The organism is Pseudoxanthomonas sp. J31 (assembly GCF_000510725.1).
Lineage (GTDB): Bacteria > Pseudomonadota > Gammaproteobacteria > Xanthomonadales > Xanthomonadaceae > Pseudoxanthomonas.
In genome coordinates, this window is sequence record NZ_AZNZ01000007.1 from 134450 (window position 1) to 152877 (window position 18428).

Genomic DNA, 18428 nt, shown 5'->3' on the forward strand with positions numbered 1-18428 from the left:
CCCCATGCCCGCACGACGTCTCCCGCGCCGCCCCCGCGCCCTGCTCGCCCTGCTGCTCCTTGCAGCAGCCGCCCTGCCCCTCCACGCCCGCGACCTGGCACGGATCGAGTCCCCCGGCCAGGTGCTGGCGGTGACCATCGAAGCCCAGCACGAGGACCGCCTGGCCTACCGCGTCGAACGCCGTGGCAAGCCCGTGATCGCCTCCTCGCGCCTGGGCTTCCTGCTTGGCGACGGCCGCCTGGAGCGCAACCTGGAGCTGATCGACCACTCCAGCCGCAGCTTCGACGAGACCTGGGAGCAGCCCTGGGGCGAGCGCCGCCTGACCCGCAACCGCTACAACGAGCTGCGCGCGCGCTTCGCCGAGCGTCCGGCCGAGCCGGGCCAGCCGCCACGGCGGATCGACGTGGTGTTCCGCGTCTACGACGACGGCGTCGGTTTCCGCTACGAGTTCCCGGCCGAGCCGGGACCGCGCCAGGTGCGCATCCGCCAGGAGCTGACCGAGTTCGCCCTGGCCGATGCGGACAACACCACCGCCTGGTGGATCCCCGCGTTCGAATGGAACCGCGAGGAATACCTGTACTCGCGCACCCCGCTGCGCGAGATCGGCACCGCGCAGACGCCGCTGACCCTGCGCACCGGCGACGGGCTGCACGTCTCCATCCACGAGGCGGCGCTGGTCGACTACGCCGGCATGAACCTGGCCCGTGGCGACGGCAACGTGCTGCGCGCCGCGCTGACCCCGTCCAGCGAGGGCGGCGCGGTGAACCGCACCACCCCGTTCGCCACCCCGTGGCGCACGATCCAGATCGGCGAGCGTGCCGGTGACCTGGTCGAGTCCAGCCTGATCCTCAACCTCAACGAGCCCAACGCCATCGGCGACGTCAGCTGGTTCAAGCCGGCCAAGTACGTGGGCGTGTGGTGGTCGCTGCACCTGGAGAAGGAGACCTGGGGCACCGGCCCCAGGCACGGCGCGACCACCGCCAATACCCGCCGCTACATCGACTTCGCCGCGAAGAACGGCTTCCGCGGCGTGCTGGTGGAAGGCTGGAACCCGGGCTGGGACGGCAACTGGTTCGCCAACGGCTGGGGCTTCGACTTCACCCGCTCCACCCCGGACTTCGACCTGCCGAAACTGGCCAAGTACGCCGCCGGCAAGGGCGTGCACCTGATCGGCCACCACGAAACCGCCTGCGCGGTCAGCCATTACGAACGCCAGCTGGAGGCGGCCTTCGACCTGTACGCGCGCAACGGCGTGGACGTGGTCAAGACCGGCTACGTCTGCGACGCCGGTGACATCCAGCGCCAGGACCAGCCTGGCGGCCCGGTGGTGCGCGAGTGGCACGAGGGCCAGTGGATGAGCAACCACCACCTGCGCGTGGTCCAGGCCGCGGCGGAGCGGAAGATCGCGGTCAACGCCCACGAGCCGATCAAGGACACCGGCCTGCGCCGCACGTACCCGAACTGGGTCTCGCGCGAGGGTGCGCGCGGCATGGAATTCGCCGCCTGGGCCGATCCGCCGAACCCGCCGGAGCACGAGGCCACCCTGGTGTTCACCCGCATGCTGGCCGGGCCGATGGACTTCACCCCGGGCATCGTCAGCCTGGTCGGCCGCAACGGCCAGAAGCTGCGCAGCACCCTGGCCAAGCAGCTGGCGCTGTACGTGGTCCTGTACAGCCCGATCCAGATGGTCGCCGACCTGCCCGAGCACTACGCCAGGCAGCCGCAGGCGCTGAAGTTCATCCGCGACGTGGCGGTGGACTGGGAGGAAAGCCGCATGGTCGACGGTTCGGTCGGCGAGTACGCGGTGCTGGCACGCAAGGCGCGCGGCGGCGGGGAGTGGTTCCTCGGCGCGGTCGGCGACGACACCCCGCGCGTGCTGCAGGCGCCACTGTCCTTCCTCGATGCCGGCCGCCGCTATCGCGCCGAGATCTATCGCGACGGCGACGGCGCGGACTGGGAGCACAAGCCCTTCGCCTTCGTCCACGAAACCCGCGAAGTCGGCGCCGGCGACGTGCTGGAGCTGCGCCTGGGCCGCGGCGGTGGCCAGGCCGTGCGGTTCGTGCCGCTGTAAGGCGCTCCCGATGAATACGTATGCGCCCCCGCTCGGCCGCGAGGGGGCGCCACTACCATAGCCGCGGCCAATGGAAGCGCGCCGGGCAAGCCCTGCCGCGACCGGAACCGCCGGTGGCCCGGGCAAGGGATTGCCCACCCCGGCCCTCCATCCCCGCCGCGCCCGTCGGTGCGGCTTCCCATCCGTAATGGTTCCCGTATGTCCGATACCCAGTGGTGGCGCGGCGCCGTCATCTACCAGATCTACCCCCGCAGCTTCCTCGACACCAACGGCGACGGCATCGGCGACCTCCCGGGCATCACCGAGCGGCTGGACTACGTGGCCTCGCTGGGCGTGGACGCGATCTGGATCTCGCCGTTCTTCAAGTCGCCGATGGCCGACTACGGCTACGACATCGCCGACTACCGCGACGTCGACCCGCTGTTCGGCACCCTGGACGACTTCGACCGCCTGCTGGCCAAGGCCCACCGCCTGGGCCTGAAGGTGATGATCGACCAGGTGCTGAGCCATACCTCCGACCAGCACCCCTGGTTCCTGGAAAGCCGGCAGAGCCGCGACAACCCCAAGTCCGACTGGTACGTGTGGGCCGATGCCAGGGAAGACGGCACCCCGCCCAACAACTGGATGTCGATCTTCGGCGGCGTGGCCTGGCGCTGGGAGCCGCGCCGCTGCCAGTACTACCTGCACAACTTCCTGTCCTCGCAGCCGGACCTGAACTTCCACAACCCGGAAGTTCGCCAGGCCACGCTGGACAACGTGCGCTTCTGGCTGGACCGCGGCGTCGACGGCTTCCGCCTGGACGCGATCAACTTCTGCTTCCACGACGCGCAGCTGCGCGACAACCCGCCCAAGCCGGCGGACAAGCGCGTGGGCCGCGGCTTCAGCCCGGACAACCCGTACGCGTTCCAGTACCACTACTACAACAACACCCGCCCGGAGAACATCGGCTTCCTCGAGGACCTGCGCCGGCTGATGGACCAGTACCCCGGCGTGGTGACCCTGGGCGAGATCTCCTCGGAGGACTCGCTGGCCACCACCGCCGAGTACACCTCCGGCAAGCGCCTGGACATGGGCTACAGCTTCGAGCTGCTGGTGGACGACTTCAGCGCCGGCTACATCCGCGGCACGGTCGAGCGCCTGGAAGCGGCAATGACCGAGGGCTGGCCGTGCTGGGCCGTGTCCAACCACGACGTGCGCCGCGCGGTCACCCGCTGGGGCGGCGCCGAAGCCCCGCCGCAGCTAGCGCGCATGCTGGCGGCGATGGTCTGCTCGCTGCGCGGCTCGGTCTGCATCTACCAGGGCGAGGAACTGGGCCTGCCCGAGGCCGACGTCCCGTTCGAGGCGCTGCGCGACCCCTACGGCATCACCTTCTGGCCGACCTTCAAGGGCCGCGACGGCTGCCGCACGCCGATGCCGTGGAAGGACGCGCCCGACGCCGGTTTCAGCCCGGTGCAGCCATGGCTGCCGGTGCCGGACGAGCACCGCGCCCTGGCGGTGGAGCGCCAGGAAGCCGACCCGGATTCGGTGCTGCACGCGTTCCGCGCCTTCATGCGCTGGCGCAAGCAGCAGCCGGCCCTGGTGCGCGGCTCGATCCGCTTCCTGGACACCGCCGAGCCGGTGCTGGCGTTCGTGCGCGAGCACGAGGGCCAGCGCATGCTGGCGGCGTTCAACCTTTCCGCCAACGCCGCCACGCTGTCGCTGCCGGACGGCCAGTGGCAGCCGCAGGCCATCCCCGGCTACGCCGCGGTCGGCATCGATGGCGGCCAGGCCACGCTGCCGGCATGGGGCGTGTTGTTCGCACTCGCTGGCTGATCCCTCCCTCAGCCGCGGTCGGGCCGGGGCATCAACGATGCCCCGGCTTTTTTGTGCCCGTGGTCCAGCGCCGGAAACGGACACAGGCACGCTTCACGACCCCGCGCACGCGCCGTGGCAGCGGGGCGGCGATCCTTCGCGCCCGTTTCACCGCGAAGGCCGCAGCTTGCCTGCGTCCTTCCGCGGAGAGCCAGCGGCATGCCTTCCCCCACGAACCGGTGCCGTCGCGCGGTGGTCACGGTGTGCGCGGGCGGGCAGCCGCGCAGCGACCACGAACGCGCCTCGCAGGCCTGGGTGGCGCGGCGCCTGGCCGAACTGGCCGGCTGGGAGTACGCCGGCGAGTACGACCCCGCGCATCCGCCGGCGCTGCGCCCCTACTTCGTGCCCGACGACACCCTTACCGCCGCCCAGGCGGCTCGGCTGGGCATCGCTGGCGAGGACGACCTGTTCGGCGGGGTGGTCCCGCACGCCTTCATCGCCAGCAAGGTGATCACCCACGGCCTGCCGCGCGAGTGCGCCTCGGCCCCCGAGGGCTGGCGCGCGGAGCTGGGTGAGCGCCTGCGCCCGGTGGTACTGGACGGCTTCAGCGCCTTCTGCCCGCACTCGGCCGGCAGCGCCGGGCGCGAGCTGCTGGCGCGCGGCGGCGCGATCCGGCTGAAGCCGGCCCAGGCCCGCGGCGGCCAGGGGCAGCAGCGGGTCGAGCACCCCGACCACCTGGAACAGGCGGTGGCCGCGCTCGACCTGCTGCAGCTGCAGCAGCACGGCATGGTGCTGGAGCAGGACCTGGTCGAGGCGACCACCTGCAGCGTGGGCCAGGTCCGCATCGCCGGCCTGGTCCTGTCCTACCTGGGCACCCAGCAGCAGGCCCCGGACCGCGAGGGCCTTGAGGTCTACACCGGCTCGCGCCTGCAGGTGGTCACCGGCGGCTACGAGGCGCTGGAGGCCGTGGCCGGCGACGCACTCCAGCGCGAGGCCCTGGACTGCGCGCGCCGCTACGACGCCGCGGTGGCGGAGGTGCACCCGGGCTTCTACGCCTCGCGCCGCAACTACGACGTCATCGCCGGGCGCGACGCCCGCGGCCGCTGGCGCTGCGGCGTGCTGGAGCAGTCCTGGCGCCTGGGCGGGGCCTCGCCGGCGGAAGTCGTGGCGCTGGACGCGTTCCTGTCCGGGCGCGTGCCGCGCGGCGCGCTCACCGCCTCCTGCCACGAGAGCCACGACCTGGCCCACCGCCCGCCGCCGCATGCGCAGGTCCACTTCCACGATCCGTTCGCAAGACGTGGACCGGTGCTGAAGTACGCTGTGGTCCATGGAAATCCGCCTTGACCCGGTCGACATCAGGGTCGACGACGAGGTCGTCCGCGGCACCGTGCTGTCGCCGCCGCCCGCGCTTCCCGGCGTGCTGTTCGTGCACGGCTGGGGCGGCAGCCAGGACCACGACCTCGGCCGCGCCCGCCGCATCGCCGGCATCGGCTGCGTCTGCCTGACCTTCGACCTGCGCGGCCACGAGGAAACCGCGGCGCAGTGGGAAACGGTCAGCCGCCCGCAGAACCTGGCCGACCTGGTCGCCGCCTACGACTGGTTCGCCGCGCGCCCGGACGTGGACGCGTCGGCCATCGCCGTGGTCGGCATCAGCTACGGCGGCTACCTGTCGACCCTGCTGACCGGGCTGCGCCCGGTGCGCTGGCTGGCCCTGCGCTCGCCGGCGATCTACAAGGACGAGGGCTGGGAACTGCCCAAGCGCCAGCTGCACGCCGACCCCGACCTGCCCGCGTTCCGCCGCCGCCGCGTACCCTGGCAGGAAAACCGCGCCCTGCGCGCCTGCCACGACTTCCAGGGCGACGTGCTGCTGGTGGAGGCCGAGCACGACCAGACCGTGCCGCACATGGTCGGTGAGAACTACGCCGCCGCGTTCTCCAGCGCCCGCTCCCTGACCAAGCGCCGCATCGCCGGCGCGGACCACGCCTTTTCCGGCAAGCCCGAGCAGCAGGCCTATACCGAGGTCCTGGCCGGCTGGCTGGGGGAAATGGTGCGTGCGGCGCGCGAGCGCGAGGCCGGGCAGAAGGTCGCCGAGCGCAAGCAGGCCCGCCGCGCGGGGGCGCCGGCCGGGGGCTGACCCGCCCCGGGGCGCTCCGTCCGTCCGCCAGGCGGCATTTTTTGCCGCTTTTCCGCGCTTTTCCTCTTGGCGACGCCCCGCGCATCGCCTACATTCGCCGTGCCGATGCTCTCGGCCCACCATCCAATACGTACGGAACAGGAAATTTATGGCGAAGACCACCAAGAAGCCGGCCGCCAAGAAGGCCGCGACCAAAGCGGCGAAGACGACCGCAGTGAAGAAGGCTGCTGCTCCGAAGAAGGCTGCCGCTGCTCCGAAGAAGGCCGCCCCGCTGAAGGAAGTCCTGGGCAAGTCCGCCCTGATCAAGCACCTGTCCGAAACCAGCGGCGTCGTCGCCAAGGACGTCAAGGCCGTGCTGGCCGCCGTCGAGGATGCGGTCTCCGGCGCGATCAGCAAGAAGGGCGTCGGCAGCTTCACCCTGCCGGGCCTGTTCAAGGTCACCGCCGTCAAGGTCCCGGCCAAGCCGCGCCGCAAGGGCATCAATCCGTTCACCAAGGAAGAGCAGTGGTTCGCCGCCAAGCCGGCTTCGGTCAAGGTCAAGGTGCGCCCGCTGAAGAAGCTCAAGGACGCTGCCGCCTGATCGGCGCGACGGGCTTACCAGCTTCTTCCGACGGGGTGGCCGCAAGGCCGCCCCGTTTTCGTTGGCGCCGGCCTTGCCATTGCGGGCACGCGCGCCGGGCCATGCTCGGCGCATGGGATCGCACCGCCCCACCCGCGCCCGGCGCCTGGCCGGCCTTGCCTGGACCCTGCTCTGGCTGGCCGTGCTGGGCCTGGCGCTGGCCTGGGCCTGGCAGCACCCGGCGGTGCAGCGCGCGCGGCTGGCCCTTGAACTGGCGCGCGAACCGGCGCCACAGGCGCTGCCGGTCCCGGTGCAGGGCGTGGCCGCCGGCAGCATCGCTCCGACCTGGGGCGCGCCGCGCGGCACCGGCCGCCGCCACGAAGGCGCGGACATCTTCGCCCCGCGCGGCACGCCGGTGGCCAGCACCACCCGCGGCATCGTCACCGCGGTGCGCGAGCGCGGCCTTGGCGGGCGCCAGGTCTGGGTGCGCGGGCCCGGCAACGAATCCCACTACTACGCCCACCTCGAGGACTGGGCGCCGGGCCTGGCACCCGGCGACCTGGTCGAGGCCGGCACCGTGCTGGGCAGCGTCGGCGACAGCGGCAACGCGCGCGGCACCCCGCCGCACCTGCACTACGGGATCTACGGCCGCGGCGGGGCGGTCGACCCGCTGCCGCGGCTGCGCGCGGGGCAAGCGCCGCGCTGAGGCGGTGGAACGGTCCATCGTGGCCAGGGGCCTCGTTCCCGGGTGGCGGCAGGCCTATCGTGGCCACACCCCCTTCAGGACCCCGCAACAATGGCTTCATCCCCACAGCGCTACCGCATCACCGTGACCCCGGTGGAGAACGGCGGACTGCCGTGCCAGGGGCGCTGCGCGATCGAGTTCGAGCAGCCCTGCTGCGACGACTGGATGCGCGTGATCGAGTCCAACCAGCGCCTCCCCGGCCTCAGCGCCGACGAACGCACCGCCCTGGTGATCGGCGCCCGCCTGCTCGACGGCATCGTCCGCCGCCACCCGGCGGTGGCCGATGGCCTGCTCGACGGCCTGCCCGCGCCGCTGTCGCGCCTGCTGGCGCGACTGGATCCGCGCGAGGAGAGCTGAGCGTCGCGCCGGCGGTGCGCTGCTAACGACCGGTTCACCGCGCCGCGCCAGGATGGTGCTTCCGATCCGCGAGGAATCCGCGATGCGCCTGTCCCGCCCTCTTCTCGTCCTGCTGGCCGCGCTGCTGGCCTTGCCGCCGGCGCTGGCCGCGCCCCGTTTCGAGGGCCGCCAGGTCAGCGTGCAGGCGGCCGACGCCCAGGCCTTCCTCCAGGGCCGGTTCCCGCAACGGCACAGCGCCCTCGGCGGCCTGCTCGAACTGACCGTGTCCAACCCGCGCCTGGAACTGCCGCCGGGCACGCGCATGCGCCTGGGCCTGGACCTGGCCGCGGCCACTGCCGGCGGCACCCCCACGCCGGTCGGCCGGGTGCAGCTGAGCAGCGCGTTGCGCTACGACCCGGCGCGCAAGGCGTTCTTCCTGGAGCAGCCAGCGATCGAGGACTTCCGCCCCGCGCAGGCCGGCCTGGCCCTGGACGAGGGCACCCGCGGCCTGCTCAACGCCTGGCTGGCCGACTACGCGCGCAGCGAGCCGGTGTACCGCATCGAGCCGCCGCTGGCGGCCCTGCTGGGCGGGGTGCAGGTGGAAGCGGCCGGCGTGCGCGACGGCCAGCTCTACGTGCTGCTGGACCGCGACCCGGCGCTGCCGGCGTCGGAGTGACCCCGCCTCAGCGCTTGGGCTGGAGCATGGTCCCGGTGCACTTGGGCGAGCCGCAGCGGCAGGCCCAGATCTTCTTCAGCCGCGGCGTATGCCGCTCGGCCAGGGTGATGCCGTAGTTGTAGGTCAGCTCCTCGCCGGGGCGGATGTCGCGGATCGCCTCGATGAAGATGCGGTCCTTGCTGCGGTCGTCGCCCTCGTGCTCGACCACCACGGCCTCGCAGTTCGGGTCGCAGCTGTGGTTGATCCAGCGCGCGTCGTTGCCTTTGTGGTTGGCGTCGATCACGTAGTCGTCGTTGAGCGTGAACAGGAAGGTGTGCCCGCTCTCGACGTCGCCGGCGCTGTCGGCGTCGACCTCGGCGTGGGTCCGGCGCAGGCCCTTGTACTCGATGATGCGCTCGCCCTTGCGGATGGGCTCCACCGCGAACACGCCATTGCCGTGGATGGGGGACTTGCGGGCGACGATCTTGCGGGGCATGGACGTTCCGGGGCGGCGACTGGAACGCGATTCTCGCCCATGCCGCCGCGCATCCCAAGCCCGCCCACCTGCATACCCGTCCGATGATGCCGGACATCGCCGTGCGCGCCATGGACGGGCAGGACCGCCGCGCGATCTACCGCTACCTCCGCAGCCCCGGCGCGGCCGGCTTGCCGGCCCCCGATGCACTGCCGCCGGGGAAGGCGCCGCCCCCGCCCTACCTGGGACCGGGCCTGCGCCAGGCGCCGACAACCCGCGCTGAAGCGTTCCACCCGTGCCGGCTTGGCCTCGGGGCGGGCGAAAGCGTACAATTTCGGTACGTTTTCACCCGGCCCTCTGCCATGCTCCGTGTCACCAAGCTGACTGATTACGCCACGGTCGTCCTGACCGTCATGGCCTCCCGTCCCGGCGAGGTGCTCAGTGCAGCCGAGCTGGCCGAGCACTCCGGCCTGGAACAACCCACCGTCAGCAAGCTGCTCAAGCCGCTGGCCCAGGCCGGACTGGTCGAGGGCCTGCGCGGCGTTCGCGGCGGCTACCGCCTCGCCCGCGACGCCGACCGCATCACCCTGATCGAGATCGTCGAGGCGATGGAAGGCCCGCTGGCGATGACCGAGTGCAGCCAGGCCGGCAGCAACCAGTGCGGCATCGCCCACCAGTGCGGCGTGCGCTCCAACTGGCGCCTGATCAACGACGTGGTCGCCGATGCCCTGCGCGGCGTGACCCTGGCGCAGATGCTGCGCCCGCTTCCTCCCCCCTCCACCGCCACCCGCCGGCAGATCGCCGTGCAGGTAGCCAGCTGAATTCCCCAGGCAGCCCCATGGCCACCGACATGCAGACCCCCACCGCCGAAGCCGCGCCGCAGAACGCCGAGATCCTCGAGCGCCTGGGCCGTCGCTACGACGCCGGCTTCGTCACCCCGATCGAGTCCGATTCCCTGCCCCCGGGCCTGGACGAGGACGTCATCCGCCAGCTCTCGGCCAAGAAGGAGGAGCCGGACTGGATGACCGAATGGCGCCTTGAGGCCTACCGCCGCTGGCTGCAGATGCCCATGCCCAACTGGGCCAAGCTGCAGATCGCGCCGATCGACTTCCAGTCCATCAGCTACTACTCCGCGCCCAAGGGCCCGAAGTACAAGTCGCTGGACGAGGTGCCGCCGGAGCTGATCGAGACCTACGACAAGCTCGGCGTGCCGCTGCACGAGCGCGCCAAGCTGGCCGGCGTGGCCGTGGACGCGGTGTTCGACTCGGTCTCCGTGGGCACCACCTTCCGCAAGGAGCTGGCCGAGAAGGGCATCATCTTCTGCTCGATGTCCGAGGCCATCCGCGAGCATCCGGACCTGGTGCGCAAGTACCTGGGCAGCGTGGTGCCGCACGGCGACAACTACTTCGCCGCGCTCAACTCGGCGGTGTTCTCCGACGGCAGCTTCGTGTTCATCCCGAAGGGCGTGCGCTGCCCGATGGAGCTGTCCACCTACTTCCGGATCAACGCCGGCCACACCGGCCAGTTCGAGCGCACCCTGATCGTGGCCGAGGAAGGCGCCTACGTCTCCTACCTGGAGGGCTGCACCGCGCCGATGCGCGACGAAAACCAGCTGCACGCGGCGGTGGTCGAGCTGGTCGCGCTGGACGACGCGGAGATCAAGTACTCGACCGTGCAGAACTGGTACCCGGGCGACGAGGAAGGCCGCGGCGGCATCTACAACTTCGTGACCAAGCGCGCCGAATGCCGCGGCGCGCGCAGCAAGGTGACCTGGACCCAGGTGGAGACCGGCTCGGCCATCACCTGGAAGTACCCGTCCTGCGTGCTGCTGGGCGACGACTCGGTGGGCGAGTTCCACTCCGTGGCCCTGACCCACCACCGCCAGCAGGCCGACACCGGCACCAAGATGGTCCACGTCGGCAAGCGCACCAAGTCCAAGATCGTGTCCAAGGGCATCAGCGCCGGCCGCGGCCAGAACACCTACCGCGGCCTGGTGAAGGTCGACCGCAACGCCGACGGCGCGCGCAACTACACCCAGTGCGACAGCCTGCTGATCGGCAAGCAGTGCGGTGCCCACACCTTCCCCTACATCGAGGTGAGGAATCCCGGCGCCACGGTCGAGCACGAGGCCACCACCTCCAAGATCAGCGAGGACCAGCTGTTCTACTGCCGCAGCCGCGGCATCTCCGAGGAGGACGCGGTCTCGCTGATCGTCGACGGCTTCTGCAAGCAGGTCTTCCGCGAGCTGCCCATGGAGTTCGCGGTGGAGGCCAAGAAGCTGCTGGAAGTCTCGCTCGAAGGCAGCGTCGGCTGAGGCCGCCGCTTCCGGGGGTCGATCCGGGGAGCCGGGGACCGCGCGAGTGTCCCCTTCCTCCGGCCCCCGGCGCCTTCCGGATCCAATCCCGAATACCGAATCCCCAATCCCGAATCCCCAATCCCATGCTCAAGATCGAAAACCTCCACGCCAGCGTCGCCGGCAAGGAAATCCTCAAGGGCCTCTCGCTGGAGGTGAAGCCGGGCCAGGTGCACGCCATCATGGGCCCCAACGGCGCCGGCAAGTCGACGCTCGGCAACATCCTCGCCGGCCGCGACGGCTACGAGGTCACCGCCGGCTCGGTCGAGTTCGACGGCCAGGCCCTGCTGGAACTGGAGCCGGAGGAGCGCGCCGCCGCCGGCCTGTTCCTCGCCTTCCAGTACCCGGTGGAGATCCCGGGCGTGAACAACACCTACTTCCTGCGCAGCGCGCTCAACGCCCAGCGCAAGGTGCGCGGCCAGGACGAGCTGGACTCGATGCAGTTCCTCAAGCTGGTGCGCGAGAAGCTGGCCGTGCTGCACCTGAAGGACGAACTGCTGCACCGCGGCGTCAACGAGGGCTTTTCCGGCGGCGAGAAGAAGCGCAACGAGATCTTCCAGTTGGCCGTGCTCGAGCCGAAGCTGGCGATCCTCGACGAGACCGACTCGGGCCTGGACATCGACGCGCTCAAGACCGTGGCCGACGGCGTCAACGCCCTGCGCACCGCCGAGCGCTCGTTCCTGGTGATCACCCACTACCAGCGCCTGCTGGACTACATCAAGCCGGACGTGGTCCACGTGCTGGCCGACGGCCGCATCGTCCAGACCGGCGGCCCGGAACTGGCGCTGGAACTGGAGAAGCACGGCTACGCCTGGCTCAAGGACCGGGTCGCCCCGGAACGGGTGGCGTAATGGCCGCGCTGCTGGAATCGTTCCGCCAGGGCTTCGATGCCCTGCGCGCGCCGGAGGCGCAGGAACTGGGCCCGGGCCGCCGCGCCGCGCTGGAGGCGCTGCTGGCCGACGGCCTGCCCGGCCCGCGCGAGGAAGCCTGGAAGTACACCCCGCTGCGCGCGCTGGAGCGCCGCAGCTTCGCCCCGGCGGATACCACCCCGCCGGCGTTCGACCCGGCACTGGTCGAAGGTATTCCCGCCCCGCGCCTGGTGTTCGCCAACGGACGCTTCGACGCCGCCCGCAGCGACCTGTCCGGCCTGCCGGACGGCGCCAGCGTGGAGGCGCTGTCGCAGGTACTGGAGCGCGGGCAGCCGCGCGACGCCAACTTCCTGCTGCGCCGCTACGAGCGCCGCGACGAGGTCTTCGCCCGCGCCAACGCCGCCCTGGCCGAGGACGGCGCGGTGGTGCGGCTGGACGCCGGGGTGCGCCTGCCCGCGCCGCTGCACCTGGTGTTCGTGGGCGTGCCGCAGGACGGCGACCGCGCCTGGCACCTGCGCCACTTCATCGACTTGCGCGACGACGCGGCGCTGGACATCGTCGAGCACCAGCTCGGCGCCGGCGACCACGCCCACCTGGCCAACGACGTGCTGCACCTGCATGCCGGCAAGCGCGTGCTGGTCCGCCACGTCCGGGTCCAGGCCGACGCCGCCCGGGCCACCCGCTTCGCCCGCACCGACGCGGTGCTTGCGCGCGATGCGCAGTACCGCCGCTTCGACCTGGAGCTGGGCGCCGGGCTCAGCCGCAACGAACTCAACGTGCGCCTGGAGGGCGACGGCGCCCGCCTGACCGCCAACGGCGTGCTGCTGGGCAGCGGCCGCCGCCATGTCGACACCCGCCTGGGCATCGAGCACATCGCCCGCGACACCGCCTGCGACCTGCTCTGGCGCGGCATCGCCGACGGCCGCAGCCGGGTGGTGTTCCACGGCGGGATCAACATCCGCCCCGGCGCCGACGGCACCGACGCCAGCCTGTCCAACAAGAACCTGCTGCTGTCGGCCGACGCCGAGATCGACATCCAGCCGGTGCTGGTGATCGACGCCGACGAGGTCAAGGCCGCGCACGGCGCCACCGTCGGCCAGCTCGACGCCAACGCGGTGTTCTACCTGCGCTCGCGCGGCGTACCGCTGGCCGAGGCGCAGCGCCTGCTGACCGTGGCTTTCTGCCGCGAGCCGCTGGGCGCGCTGGAGGACGAGGGCCTGCGCCAGCTGCTGCTGGACCGCCTCGACGCGGCGCTGGCCACTGCCCTGGGCGGCGGGGTGGCGGCATGAACGGGATCCCCGCCGTGCACGACGCTGCCCTGCCCGGCCACCCCGGCGCGGTGGACTGGGAGCGGGTGCGGGCCGACTTCCCGCTGCTGATGCGCGAGGTCCACGGCCACCCGCTGGTGTACCTGGACAATGCCAACACCTCGCAGAAGCCGCTGCCGGTGGTTGCCTCGCAGGACGAGTTCTACCGCCGCCACAACGCCAACGTCAGCCGCGCCGTGCACGCCCTTGGCACCGAGGCCACCGAGGCGTACGAGGCCTCGCGCGCGCGCCTGGCGCGCTTCCTCAACGTGCGCGCCGACGAGGTCGTGCTGTGCAGCGGCACCACCTTCGCCATCAACCTGGTGGCGTACTCGTGGGCGCTGCCGCGGCTGAAGGAAGGCGACACCATCCTGGTGTCGCGCATGGAGCACCACGCCAACATCGTCCCCTGGCAGCTGGTGGCGCAGCGCACCGGGGCGAAGATCAAGGTCGCCGAGATCCTGCCCGACGGCAGCCTCGACCTGGACGGCCTCCACCGCGCGATGACCCCGGACGTGAAGCTGCTGGCCGTGGCCCACGTATCCAACGTGCTGGGCACGGTCAACCCGGTGCGCGAGATCTGCCGCGAGGCGCGCCGCCGCGGCATCGTCACCGTGGTCGACGGCTCCCAGGCCGCGCCGCACCTGAAGCTGGACGTGGCCGCCATCGGCTGCGACTTCTACGCCGTCACCGGCCACAAGATGTGCGGCCCCACCGGCACCGGCGCGCTGTGGGCGCGGCGCGAGCACCTGGAGTCGATGCCGCCGTTCATCGGCGGCGGCGAGATGATCAAGGAGGTCAGCTTCGACGGCACGGTGTTCAACGACCCGCCGCACAAGTTCGAGGCCGGCACCCCCAACATCGCCGGCTTCGTCGGCCTGGGCGTGGCCATCGACTACCTCGACGCGATCGGCATGGACGCGATCGCCGCGCGCGAGGCCGAACTGCTGGCGCACGCCACCGAGGCGCTGCAGGCCATCCCGGGCCTGCGCATCTTCGGCACCGCGCCGGGCAAGGCCGCGGTGATCTCGTTCCTCGTGGAGGGCGCGCACGCGCACGACCTGGCCACCCTGCTGGACCTGGAAGGCGTGGCCGTGCGCTCGGGCCAGCACTGTGCCCATCCGCTGCTGCAGTACTACGGCGTGGCCGCGACCCTGCGCGCCTCGCTGGCGTTTTACAACACGCACGAGGAGATCGACCGTTTCGTCGCCGCGCTGGAAAAGACCCGCCGCCTGCTCGCCTGAGCGGCGGCGCCCGGCCCGTTGCTCCGTCCGCCGGGCCGCCGCGCACGGCCGCCCGCGGGCTGCCGGCCGGCACGCCCCGGCCTAGAATGCGCGGATGGACGCACTGACCTTCCGCCACGCCACCCACGCCGACATCCCCGCCATCGTCGAACTGGTCACCTCCGCCTACCGCGGCGAGAGCAGCCGCAAAGGCTGGACCACCGAGGCCGACCTGCTGGACGGCCCGCGCATCGATCCGGACGTCCTCGCCACCGACCTCGCCCGCCCGCGCAGCATCGTGCTGCTGGCCGAGCGCGGCGGCGCGCTGCTGGCCTGCGCGCACGTGGCCGAGGAGGACGGCGCCGGCTACTTCGGCATGTTCGCGGTGCGCCCGGAGCTGCAGGGCGGCGGCCTGGGCAAGGCGGTGCTGGCCGAGGCCGAGCGCATCGCCCGCGAGGACTGGGACCTGCCGGTGATGCGCATGACCGTGATCGACGTGCGCGACAGCCTGATCGCCTACTACGGGCGCCGCGGCTACCGCCGCACCGGCATCCACAAGCCCTTCCCCTACGGCGACGAGCGCTTCGGCATCCCGCTGCGCGACGACCTGCGCTTCGAGGTGCTGGAGAAGCCGCTGCACGCCGGGGTGGCGGCATGAGCGAGACCTGGACCTTCGTCTGCGCACCGGGCGAGCTGCTGCCGGGCGAGATGCGCACCGTGTTCGACGAAGTCACCGATACCCCGATCCTGGTGGTCAACCTCGACGGCCAGCTGTACGCGCTGGAGGACCGCTGCAGCCACGAGGACTACGAGCTGTCCGCCGGCTCGGTGGATCCGGCCGAGGGCAGCATCGAGTGCGTGCTGCACGGCGCCCGCTTCGACCTGCGCGACGGCCGCGCGCTGTGCGCCCCGGCCTACTCCCCGGTCCCCAAGTTCCCGGTGAAGCTGGACGCCACCGGCATCTGGACCCGCGACGACCGCTGACGAATCGCGCCTATTCACCTTGTGAATGGGAATTAATCTCATTAAGATGGCGGGACAACCTTCCCGGTCCCGCCCTCTTGCGCCGCATCCAGTCCCATTGCCGCCCCCTGCGCACGCTGGCCCGCGCCGGCGTGCTGGCCGCCATCCTCATGGCCGCGGCTGCCGCGAGCGCGGGCCAGGCGCAGGCCCATGCCCTGGCGCTGCTCGTGCGCGCCTGCATGCACGCCCCCGCGCACGGCGGGGATCCGGGCCTGCTGCCGCCACTCCCGGTTGCCATGGTGGCGGACCCGGCCGGCGCTGAGCCGGCCGCCCTGCCTCAGCCTTCCGCCTCCCCCACGCCCCCGGCCAGGGCCGTACCGGCGGCCGCGGCCCGGTTCCCGGCCGCCAGCCGGCCGTGGTACCGGCCACCGCGTGGCGGCGCGCCACCCCAGCAGGCCTGAGCCTGCACTGCCCGCGCCCGCACCGCCGGTCGCCCCGCGGCAGGCGCCATCCGCTTCCCTCCCCGATTCCGGCAGCCGCCGCCAGCCGGTGCGTACCGCCCCGTTCCGCGTACCGCCGCCGCCATGCGCGTCCTGCCACCCCCTGTCCCCAAGGATCCATCGGTGTCCTACATCAAGTCCCGCAAGCACCCGGTCCCACGTTCCACCTCCGCCCTGCCCGGCGCCTCGGTCCTGGCCGGCGCCTCGCTGGCCATGCTCGCCGTGCCGGCGCAGGCCGCCACCCCGGCCGATGCCAACCCGGAACCGGCCGCGACCGACCTGGACCGCGTCGACGTGCGCGGCAGCTGGTTCAACCCGTCCTCGTCCAAGTTCACCGCCGACCTGGTGGACACGCCCAAGTCGGTCTCGATCATTCCCCAGGGCCTGCTGGAGCAGACCGGCGCCACCAGCCTGCAGGACGCCCTGCGCCTGGTGCCGGGCATCACCTTCGGCGCCGGCGAAGGCGGCAACCCGACCGGCGACCGCCCCTTCATCCGCGGCTTCGACGCGCAGAGCAACACCTTCATCGACGGCCTGCGCGACGTGGGCTCGCAGACCCGCGAGGTGTTCAACCTCGAGCAGGTCGAGGTGGTGAAGGGCCCCAGCTCGGCCTACGGCGGCCGCGACTCCGGCGGCGGCAGCATCAACCTGGTCAGCAAGACCCCCAGGCTCAAGGACGAAACCAGCATCGGCCTGGGCGTGGGCAGCGACGGCTACCGCCGCGGCACGGTCGACGCCAACGTGCAGATCGGCGAAGGCAGCGCCGCGCGCCTGAACCTGATGCGCCACGATGCCGACATCCCCGGCCGCGACGCGGCCAACGTCTCGCGCTGGGGCGTGGCCCCCTCGTTCGCCTTCGGCCTCAACGGCGATGCCCAGCTGATCCTGTCGCACTACCACCTGGAAACCGACGACCTGCCCGACGCCGGCGGCTTCCCGTACTCCAACCCGCTGTCCGGCGCCAACGCCGTGCTCAACGGCGACGGCCGCCCGCTGGTCCCGGACCGCAGCAACTACTACGGCCTGAAGGACCGCGACTTCCAGCGCACCCGCGCCGACATCACCACGGTCGACGCCAGCTTCGCCCTGGGCGAGCACAAGCTGCGCCAGGTCCTGCGCTACGGCGAGACCCGCAACGACTACCTGTGGACCCAGCCGGACGACAGCAAGGGCAACCCGCTGCTGTACGGCACCCTGTGGCGCCGCACCAACAGCCGCGACACCACCACCCGCACCCTGGCCGACCAGCTGAGCCTGACCGGCAGCTTCCGCACCGGCGCGCTGGTCCACAGCTACAGCGCCGGCATCGAGTACAGCGACGAGAAGACGCGCCGCGGCAACTACATCCTGGCGCCGGGCACCAACAACTTCCTGACCGGCGACACCAGCTGCCCGACCACGGGCGCGGCCACCGGCTACAACTGCACCGACTTCCGCCATCCCAACCCGGACGACCCCTGGTCGGCCGGGCAGACGGTGACCCGCAGCAACCGCGCGCTGGACGTGCGCCAGGACACCGAGACTACCTCGCTCTACCTGTTCGACACCATCGAGCTTTCGCCGTCCTGGCTGCTCAACCTGGGCCTGCGCTACGACGACTTCCGGACCGTGCAGGTCACCCCGTCGGCCAACGCCGCGCCGACCGTGCTGCGGCACGGATCCGACTACCTGAACTACCAGGCCGGCGTGGTGTTCAAGCCGACCCGCAACGGCAGCATCTACCTGTCCTGGGGCACTTCGTCCACGCCCCCGGGCATGGACGGCGGCGACGGCTCCGACGGCCTCAGCGCCGCGATCCAGGACCTCGAGCCCCAGGAAAGCGAGAACATCGAGCTGGGCCTGAAGTGGAACCTGCTCGACGACCGCCTGTCGCTTACCGCGGCCGCGTTCCACACGGTGATGGACAACGCGCGCATCACCGTCGCCAACGGCACCACGCAGAACGCCGGCAAGAAGCAAGTCGACGGCGTGGAGCTGGGCTTCAACGGCAGGCTGACCGACAACTGGAACGTGTCCGGTGGCTACACCTGGATGGACGCCGAACTGGTGGAGAACGGCTACGTCTGCGCCGTGCCTGGCCGCACCTGTCCCGGCGGGGTCTACGTGCCCTCGCCGTACAACGGCAACGTGTTCCCGAACGTGGCCGAGCACAGTGCCAACCTGTGGACCACCTACAGCTTCGCCTCCGGCCTGACCATCGGCGGCGGCGCCACCTACTCCAGCAAGCAGTACGGCGACGTGGCCAACAGCAAGTGGATCCCCGGCTACACCCGCTGGGACGCCATGGCCAGCTATGCCTTCGGCCAGCGCTACACCCTGCAGCTGAACCTGCAGAACCTGACCGACGAGCTGTACTTCACCCGCGCCTACGCCTCGCACTACGCCAGCATCGCGCCGGGCCGCGCGGCGACCCTGACCTTCAACGTGAAGTTCTGATGCCCGCGGGG

General features: G+C 71.6%; 17 protein-coding genes. 16 read left to right on the plus strand and 1 reads right to left on the minus strand.

What is annotated here, in order from left to right; translation table 11 throughout:
- The first annotated feature begins 4 nt into the window (after positions 1-4).
- From PSEJ31_RS0109520 to PSEJ31_RS0109555, 8 genes are all read left to right on the plus strand, one after another.
- Positions 5-2071: a glycoside hydrolase family 97 protein gene (locus PSEJ31_RS0109520; RefSeq protein WP_028915320.1), complete on the plus strand. Its 2067-nt coding sequence runs from the start codon at positions 5-7 to the stop codon at positions 2069-2071.
- 198 nt (positions 2072-2269) lie between these two features.
- Positions 2270-3883, plus strand: coding sequence for an alpha-glucosidase family protein (locus PSEJ31_RS0109525; protein WP_028915321.1), 1614 nt, complete (start codon positions 2270-2272; stop codon positions 3881-3883).
- Between the two features lie 198 nt (positions 3884-4081).
- Complete coding sequence (locus tag PSEJ31_RS15945) at positions 4082-5206, plus strand: DUF3182 family protein (RefSeq protein WP_037034939.1); 1125 nt, start codon at positions 4082-4084, stop codon at positions 5204-5206.
- Complete coding sequence (locus PSEJ31_RS0109535; RefSeq protein ID WP_019397558.1) at positions 5190-5996, plus strand: alpha/beta fold hydrolase; 807 nt, start codon at positions 5190-5192, stop codon at positions 5994-5996. The genes PSEJ31_RS15945 and PSEJ31_RS0109535 overlap by 17 nt, the downstream gene beginning before the upstream one ends.
- A 148-nt stretch (positions 5997-6144) precedes the next feature.
- Positions 6145-6576 (plus strand): HU family DNA-binding protein, encoded by a 432-nt coding sequence (locus PSEJ31_RS0109540; RefSeq protein WP_019397559.1) that lies wholly within the window; start codon positions 6145-6147, stop codon positions 6574-6576.
- A 112-nt stretch (positions 6577-6688) separates the two neighbouring features.
- A complete protein-coding gene (locus PSEJ31_RS0109545) occupies positions 6689-7261 on the plus strand; it encodes a M23 family metallopeptidase (protein WP_028915322.1) in 573 nt (190 codons plus the stop codon).
- A gap of 90 nt (positions 7262-7351) precedes the next feature.
- Positions 7352-7657 carry a DUF3861 family protein gene (locus tag PSEJ31_RS0109550; RefSeq protein ID WP_028915323.1) on the plus strand — a complete coding sequence of 102 codons (306 nt, stop codon included), beginning with the start codon at positions 7352-7354 and terminating at the stop codon, positions 7655-7657.
- 82 nt (positions 7658-7739) lie between these two features.
- Positions 7740-8312, plus strand: coding sequence for a DUF1439 domain-containing protein (locus tag PSEJ31_RS0109555; protein ID WP_028915324.1), 573 nt, complete (start codon positions 7740-7742; stop codon positions 8310-8312).
- 7 nt (positions 8313-8319) lie between these two features.
- Here the strand turns inward: PSEJ31_RS0109555 and PSEJ31_RS0109560 are convergent, their stop codons facing one another.
- Positions 8320-8787 carry an SET domain-containing protein-lysine N-methyltransferase gene (locus PSEJ31_RS0109560; RefSeq protein ID WP_019397563.1) on the minus strand — a complete coding sequence of 156 codons (468 nt, stop codon included), beginning with the start codon at positions 8785-8787 and terminating at the stop codon, positions 8320-8322.
- Between the two features lie 341 nt (positions 8788-9128).
- Here PSEJ31_RS0109560 and PSEJ31_RS0109565 point away from each other — a divergent pair, with 341 nt between their 5' ends.
- From PSEJ31_RS0109565 to PSEJ31_RS0109605, 8 genes are all read left to right on the plus strand, one after another.
- Positions 9129-9587, plus strand: a complete 459-nt coding sequence (locus tag PSEJ31_RS0109565; RefSeq protein ID WP_028915325.1) for an SUF system Fe-S cluster assembly regulator — start codon at positions 9129-9131, stop codon at positions 9585-9587.
- Positions 9588-9604: 17 nt separating this feature from the next.
- Entirely contained in the window at positions 9605-11080 is a 1476-nt protein-coding gene (gene sufB, locus PSEJ31_RS0109570; protein ID WP_019397565.1) for a Fe-S cluster assembly protein SufB, read from the plus strand.
- A gap of 125 nt (positions 11081-11205) precedes the next feature.
- Positions 11206-11970 carry a Fe-S cluster assembly ATPase SufC gene (sufC, locus tag PSEJ31_RS0109575; RefSeq protein WP_019397566.1) on the plus strand — a complete coding sequence of 255 codons (765 nt, stop codon included), beginning with the start codon at positions 11206-11208 and terminating at the stop codon, positions 11968-11970.
- The gene (sufD, locus tag PSEJ31_RS0109580; RefSeq protein WP_028915326.1) at positions 11970-13277 is read left to right on the plus strand and encodes a Fe-S cluster assembly protein SufD; all 1308 of its coding nucleotides are present in this window, start codon (positions 11970-11972) and stop codon (positions 13275-13277) included. Before sufC ends, sufD begins: the two co-directional genes overlap by 1 nt.
- Complete coding sequence (locus PSEJ31_RS0109585; protein ID WP_028915327.1) at positions 13274-14539, plus strand: cysteine desulfurase; 1266 nt, start codon at positions 13274-13276, stop codon at positions 14537-14539. The genes sufD and PSEJ31_RS0109585 overlap by 4 nt, the downstream gene beginning before the upstream one ends.
- A 94-nt stretch (positions 14540-14633) precedes the next feature.
- Positions 14634-15176, plus strand: coding sequence for a GNAT family N-acetyltransferase (locus PSEJ31_RS0109590; RefSeq protein WP_019397569.1), 543 nt, complete (start codon positions 14634-14636; stop codon positions 15174-15176).
- Positions 15173-15502 (plus strand): non-heme iron oxygenase ferredoxin subunit, encoded by a 330-nt coding sequence (locus PSEJ31_RS0109595; protein WP_028915328.1) that lies wholly within the window; start codon positions 15173-15175, stop codon positions 15500-15502. Before PSEJ31_RS0109590 ends, PSEJ31_RS0109595 begins: the two co-directional genes overlap by 4 nt.
- 692 nt (positions 15503-16194) lie before the next feature.
- Positions 16195-18417: a TonB-dependent receptor gene (locus PSEJ31_RS0109605; protein WP_232211012.1), complete on the plus strand. Its 2223-nt coding sequence runs from the start codon at positions 16195-16197 to the stop codon at positions 18415-18417.
- Positions 18418-18428: the final 11 nt, after the last annotated feature.

What these genes read in the sequence shown, in the direction of transcription:
- PSEJ31_RS0109520 (WP_028915320.1), top strand. Translation starts at nt 5, where the DNA reads ATGCCCGCACGACGTCTCCCGCGCCGCCCCCGCGCCCTGCTCGCCCTG.
- PSEJ31_RS0109525 (WP_028915321.1), top strand. Translation starts at nt 2,270, where the DNA reads ATGTCCGATACCCAGTGGTGGCGCGGCGCCGTCATCTACCAGATCTAC.
- PSEJ31_RS15945 (WP_037034939.1), top strand. Translation starts at nt 4,082, where the DNA reads ATGCCTTCCCCCACGAACCGGTGCCGTCGCGCGGTGGTCACGGTGTGC.
- PSEJ31_RS0109535 (WP_019397558.1), top strand. Translation starts at nt 5,190, where the DNA reads ATGGAAATCCGCCTTGACCCGGTCGACATCAGGGTCGACGACGAGGTC.
- PSEJ31_RS0109540 (WP_019397559.1), top strand. Translation starts at nt 6,145, where the DNA reads ATGGCGAAGACCACCAAGAAGCCGGCCGCCAAGAAGGCCGCGACCAAA.
- PSEJ31_RS0109545 (WP_028915322.1), top strand. Translation starts at nt 6,689, where the DNA reads ATGGGATCGCACCGCCCCACCCGCGCCCGGCGCCTGGCCGGCCTTGCC.
- PSEJ31_RS0109550 (WP_028915323.1), top strand. Translation starts at nt 7,352, where the DNA reads ATGGCTTCATCCCCACAGCGCTACCGCATCACCGTGACCCCGGTGGAG.
- PSEJ31_RS0109555 (WP_028915324.1), top strand. Translation starts at nt 7,740, where the DNA reads ATGCGCCTGTCCCGCCCTCTTCTCGTCCTGCTGGCCGCGCTGCTGGCC.
- PSEJ31_RS0109560 (WP_019397563.1), bottom strand. Translation starts at nt 8,787, where the DNA reads ATGCCCCGCAAGATCGTCGCCCGCAAGTCCCCCATCCACGGCAATGGC.
- PSEJ31_RS0109565 (WP_028915325.1), top strand. Translation starts at nt 9,129, where the DNA reads ATGCTCCGTGTCACCAAGCTGACTGATTACGCCACGGTCGTCCTGACC.
- sufB (WP_019397565.1), top strand. Translation starts at nt 9,605, where the DNA reads ATGGCCACCGACATGCAGACCCCCACCGCCGAAGCCGCGCCGCAGAAC.
- sufC (WP_019397566.1), top strand. Translation starts at nt 11,206, where the DNA reads ATGCTCAAGATCGAAAACCTCCACGCCAGCGTCGCCGGCAAGGAAATC.
- sufD (WP_028915326.1), top strand. Translation starts at nt 11,970, where the DNA reads ATGGCCGCGCTGCTGGAATCGTTCCGCCAGGGCTTCGATGCCCTGCGC.
- PSEJ31_RS0109585 (WP_028915327.1), top strand. Translation starts at nt 13,274, where the DNA reads ATGAACGGGATCCCCGCCGTGCACGACGCTGCCCTGCCCGGCCACCCC.
- PSEJ31_RS0109590 (WP_019397569.1), top strand. Translation starts at nt 14,634, where the DNA reads ATGGACGCACTGACCTTCCGCCACGCCACCCACGCCGACATCCCCGCC.
- PSEJ31_RS0109595 (WP_028915328.1), top strand. Translation starts at nt 15,173, where the DNA reads ATGAGCGAGACCTGGACCTTCGTCTGCGCACCGGGCGAGCTGCTGCCG.
- PSEJ31_RS0109605 (WP_232211012.1), top strand. Translation starts at nt 16,195, where the DNA reads ATGCTCGCCGTGCCGGCGCAGGCCGCCACCCCGGCCGATGCCAACCCG.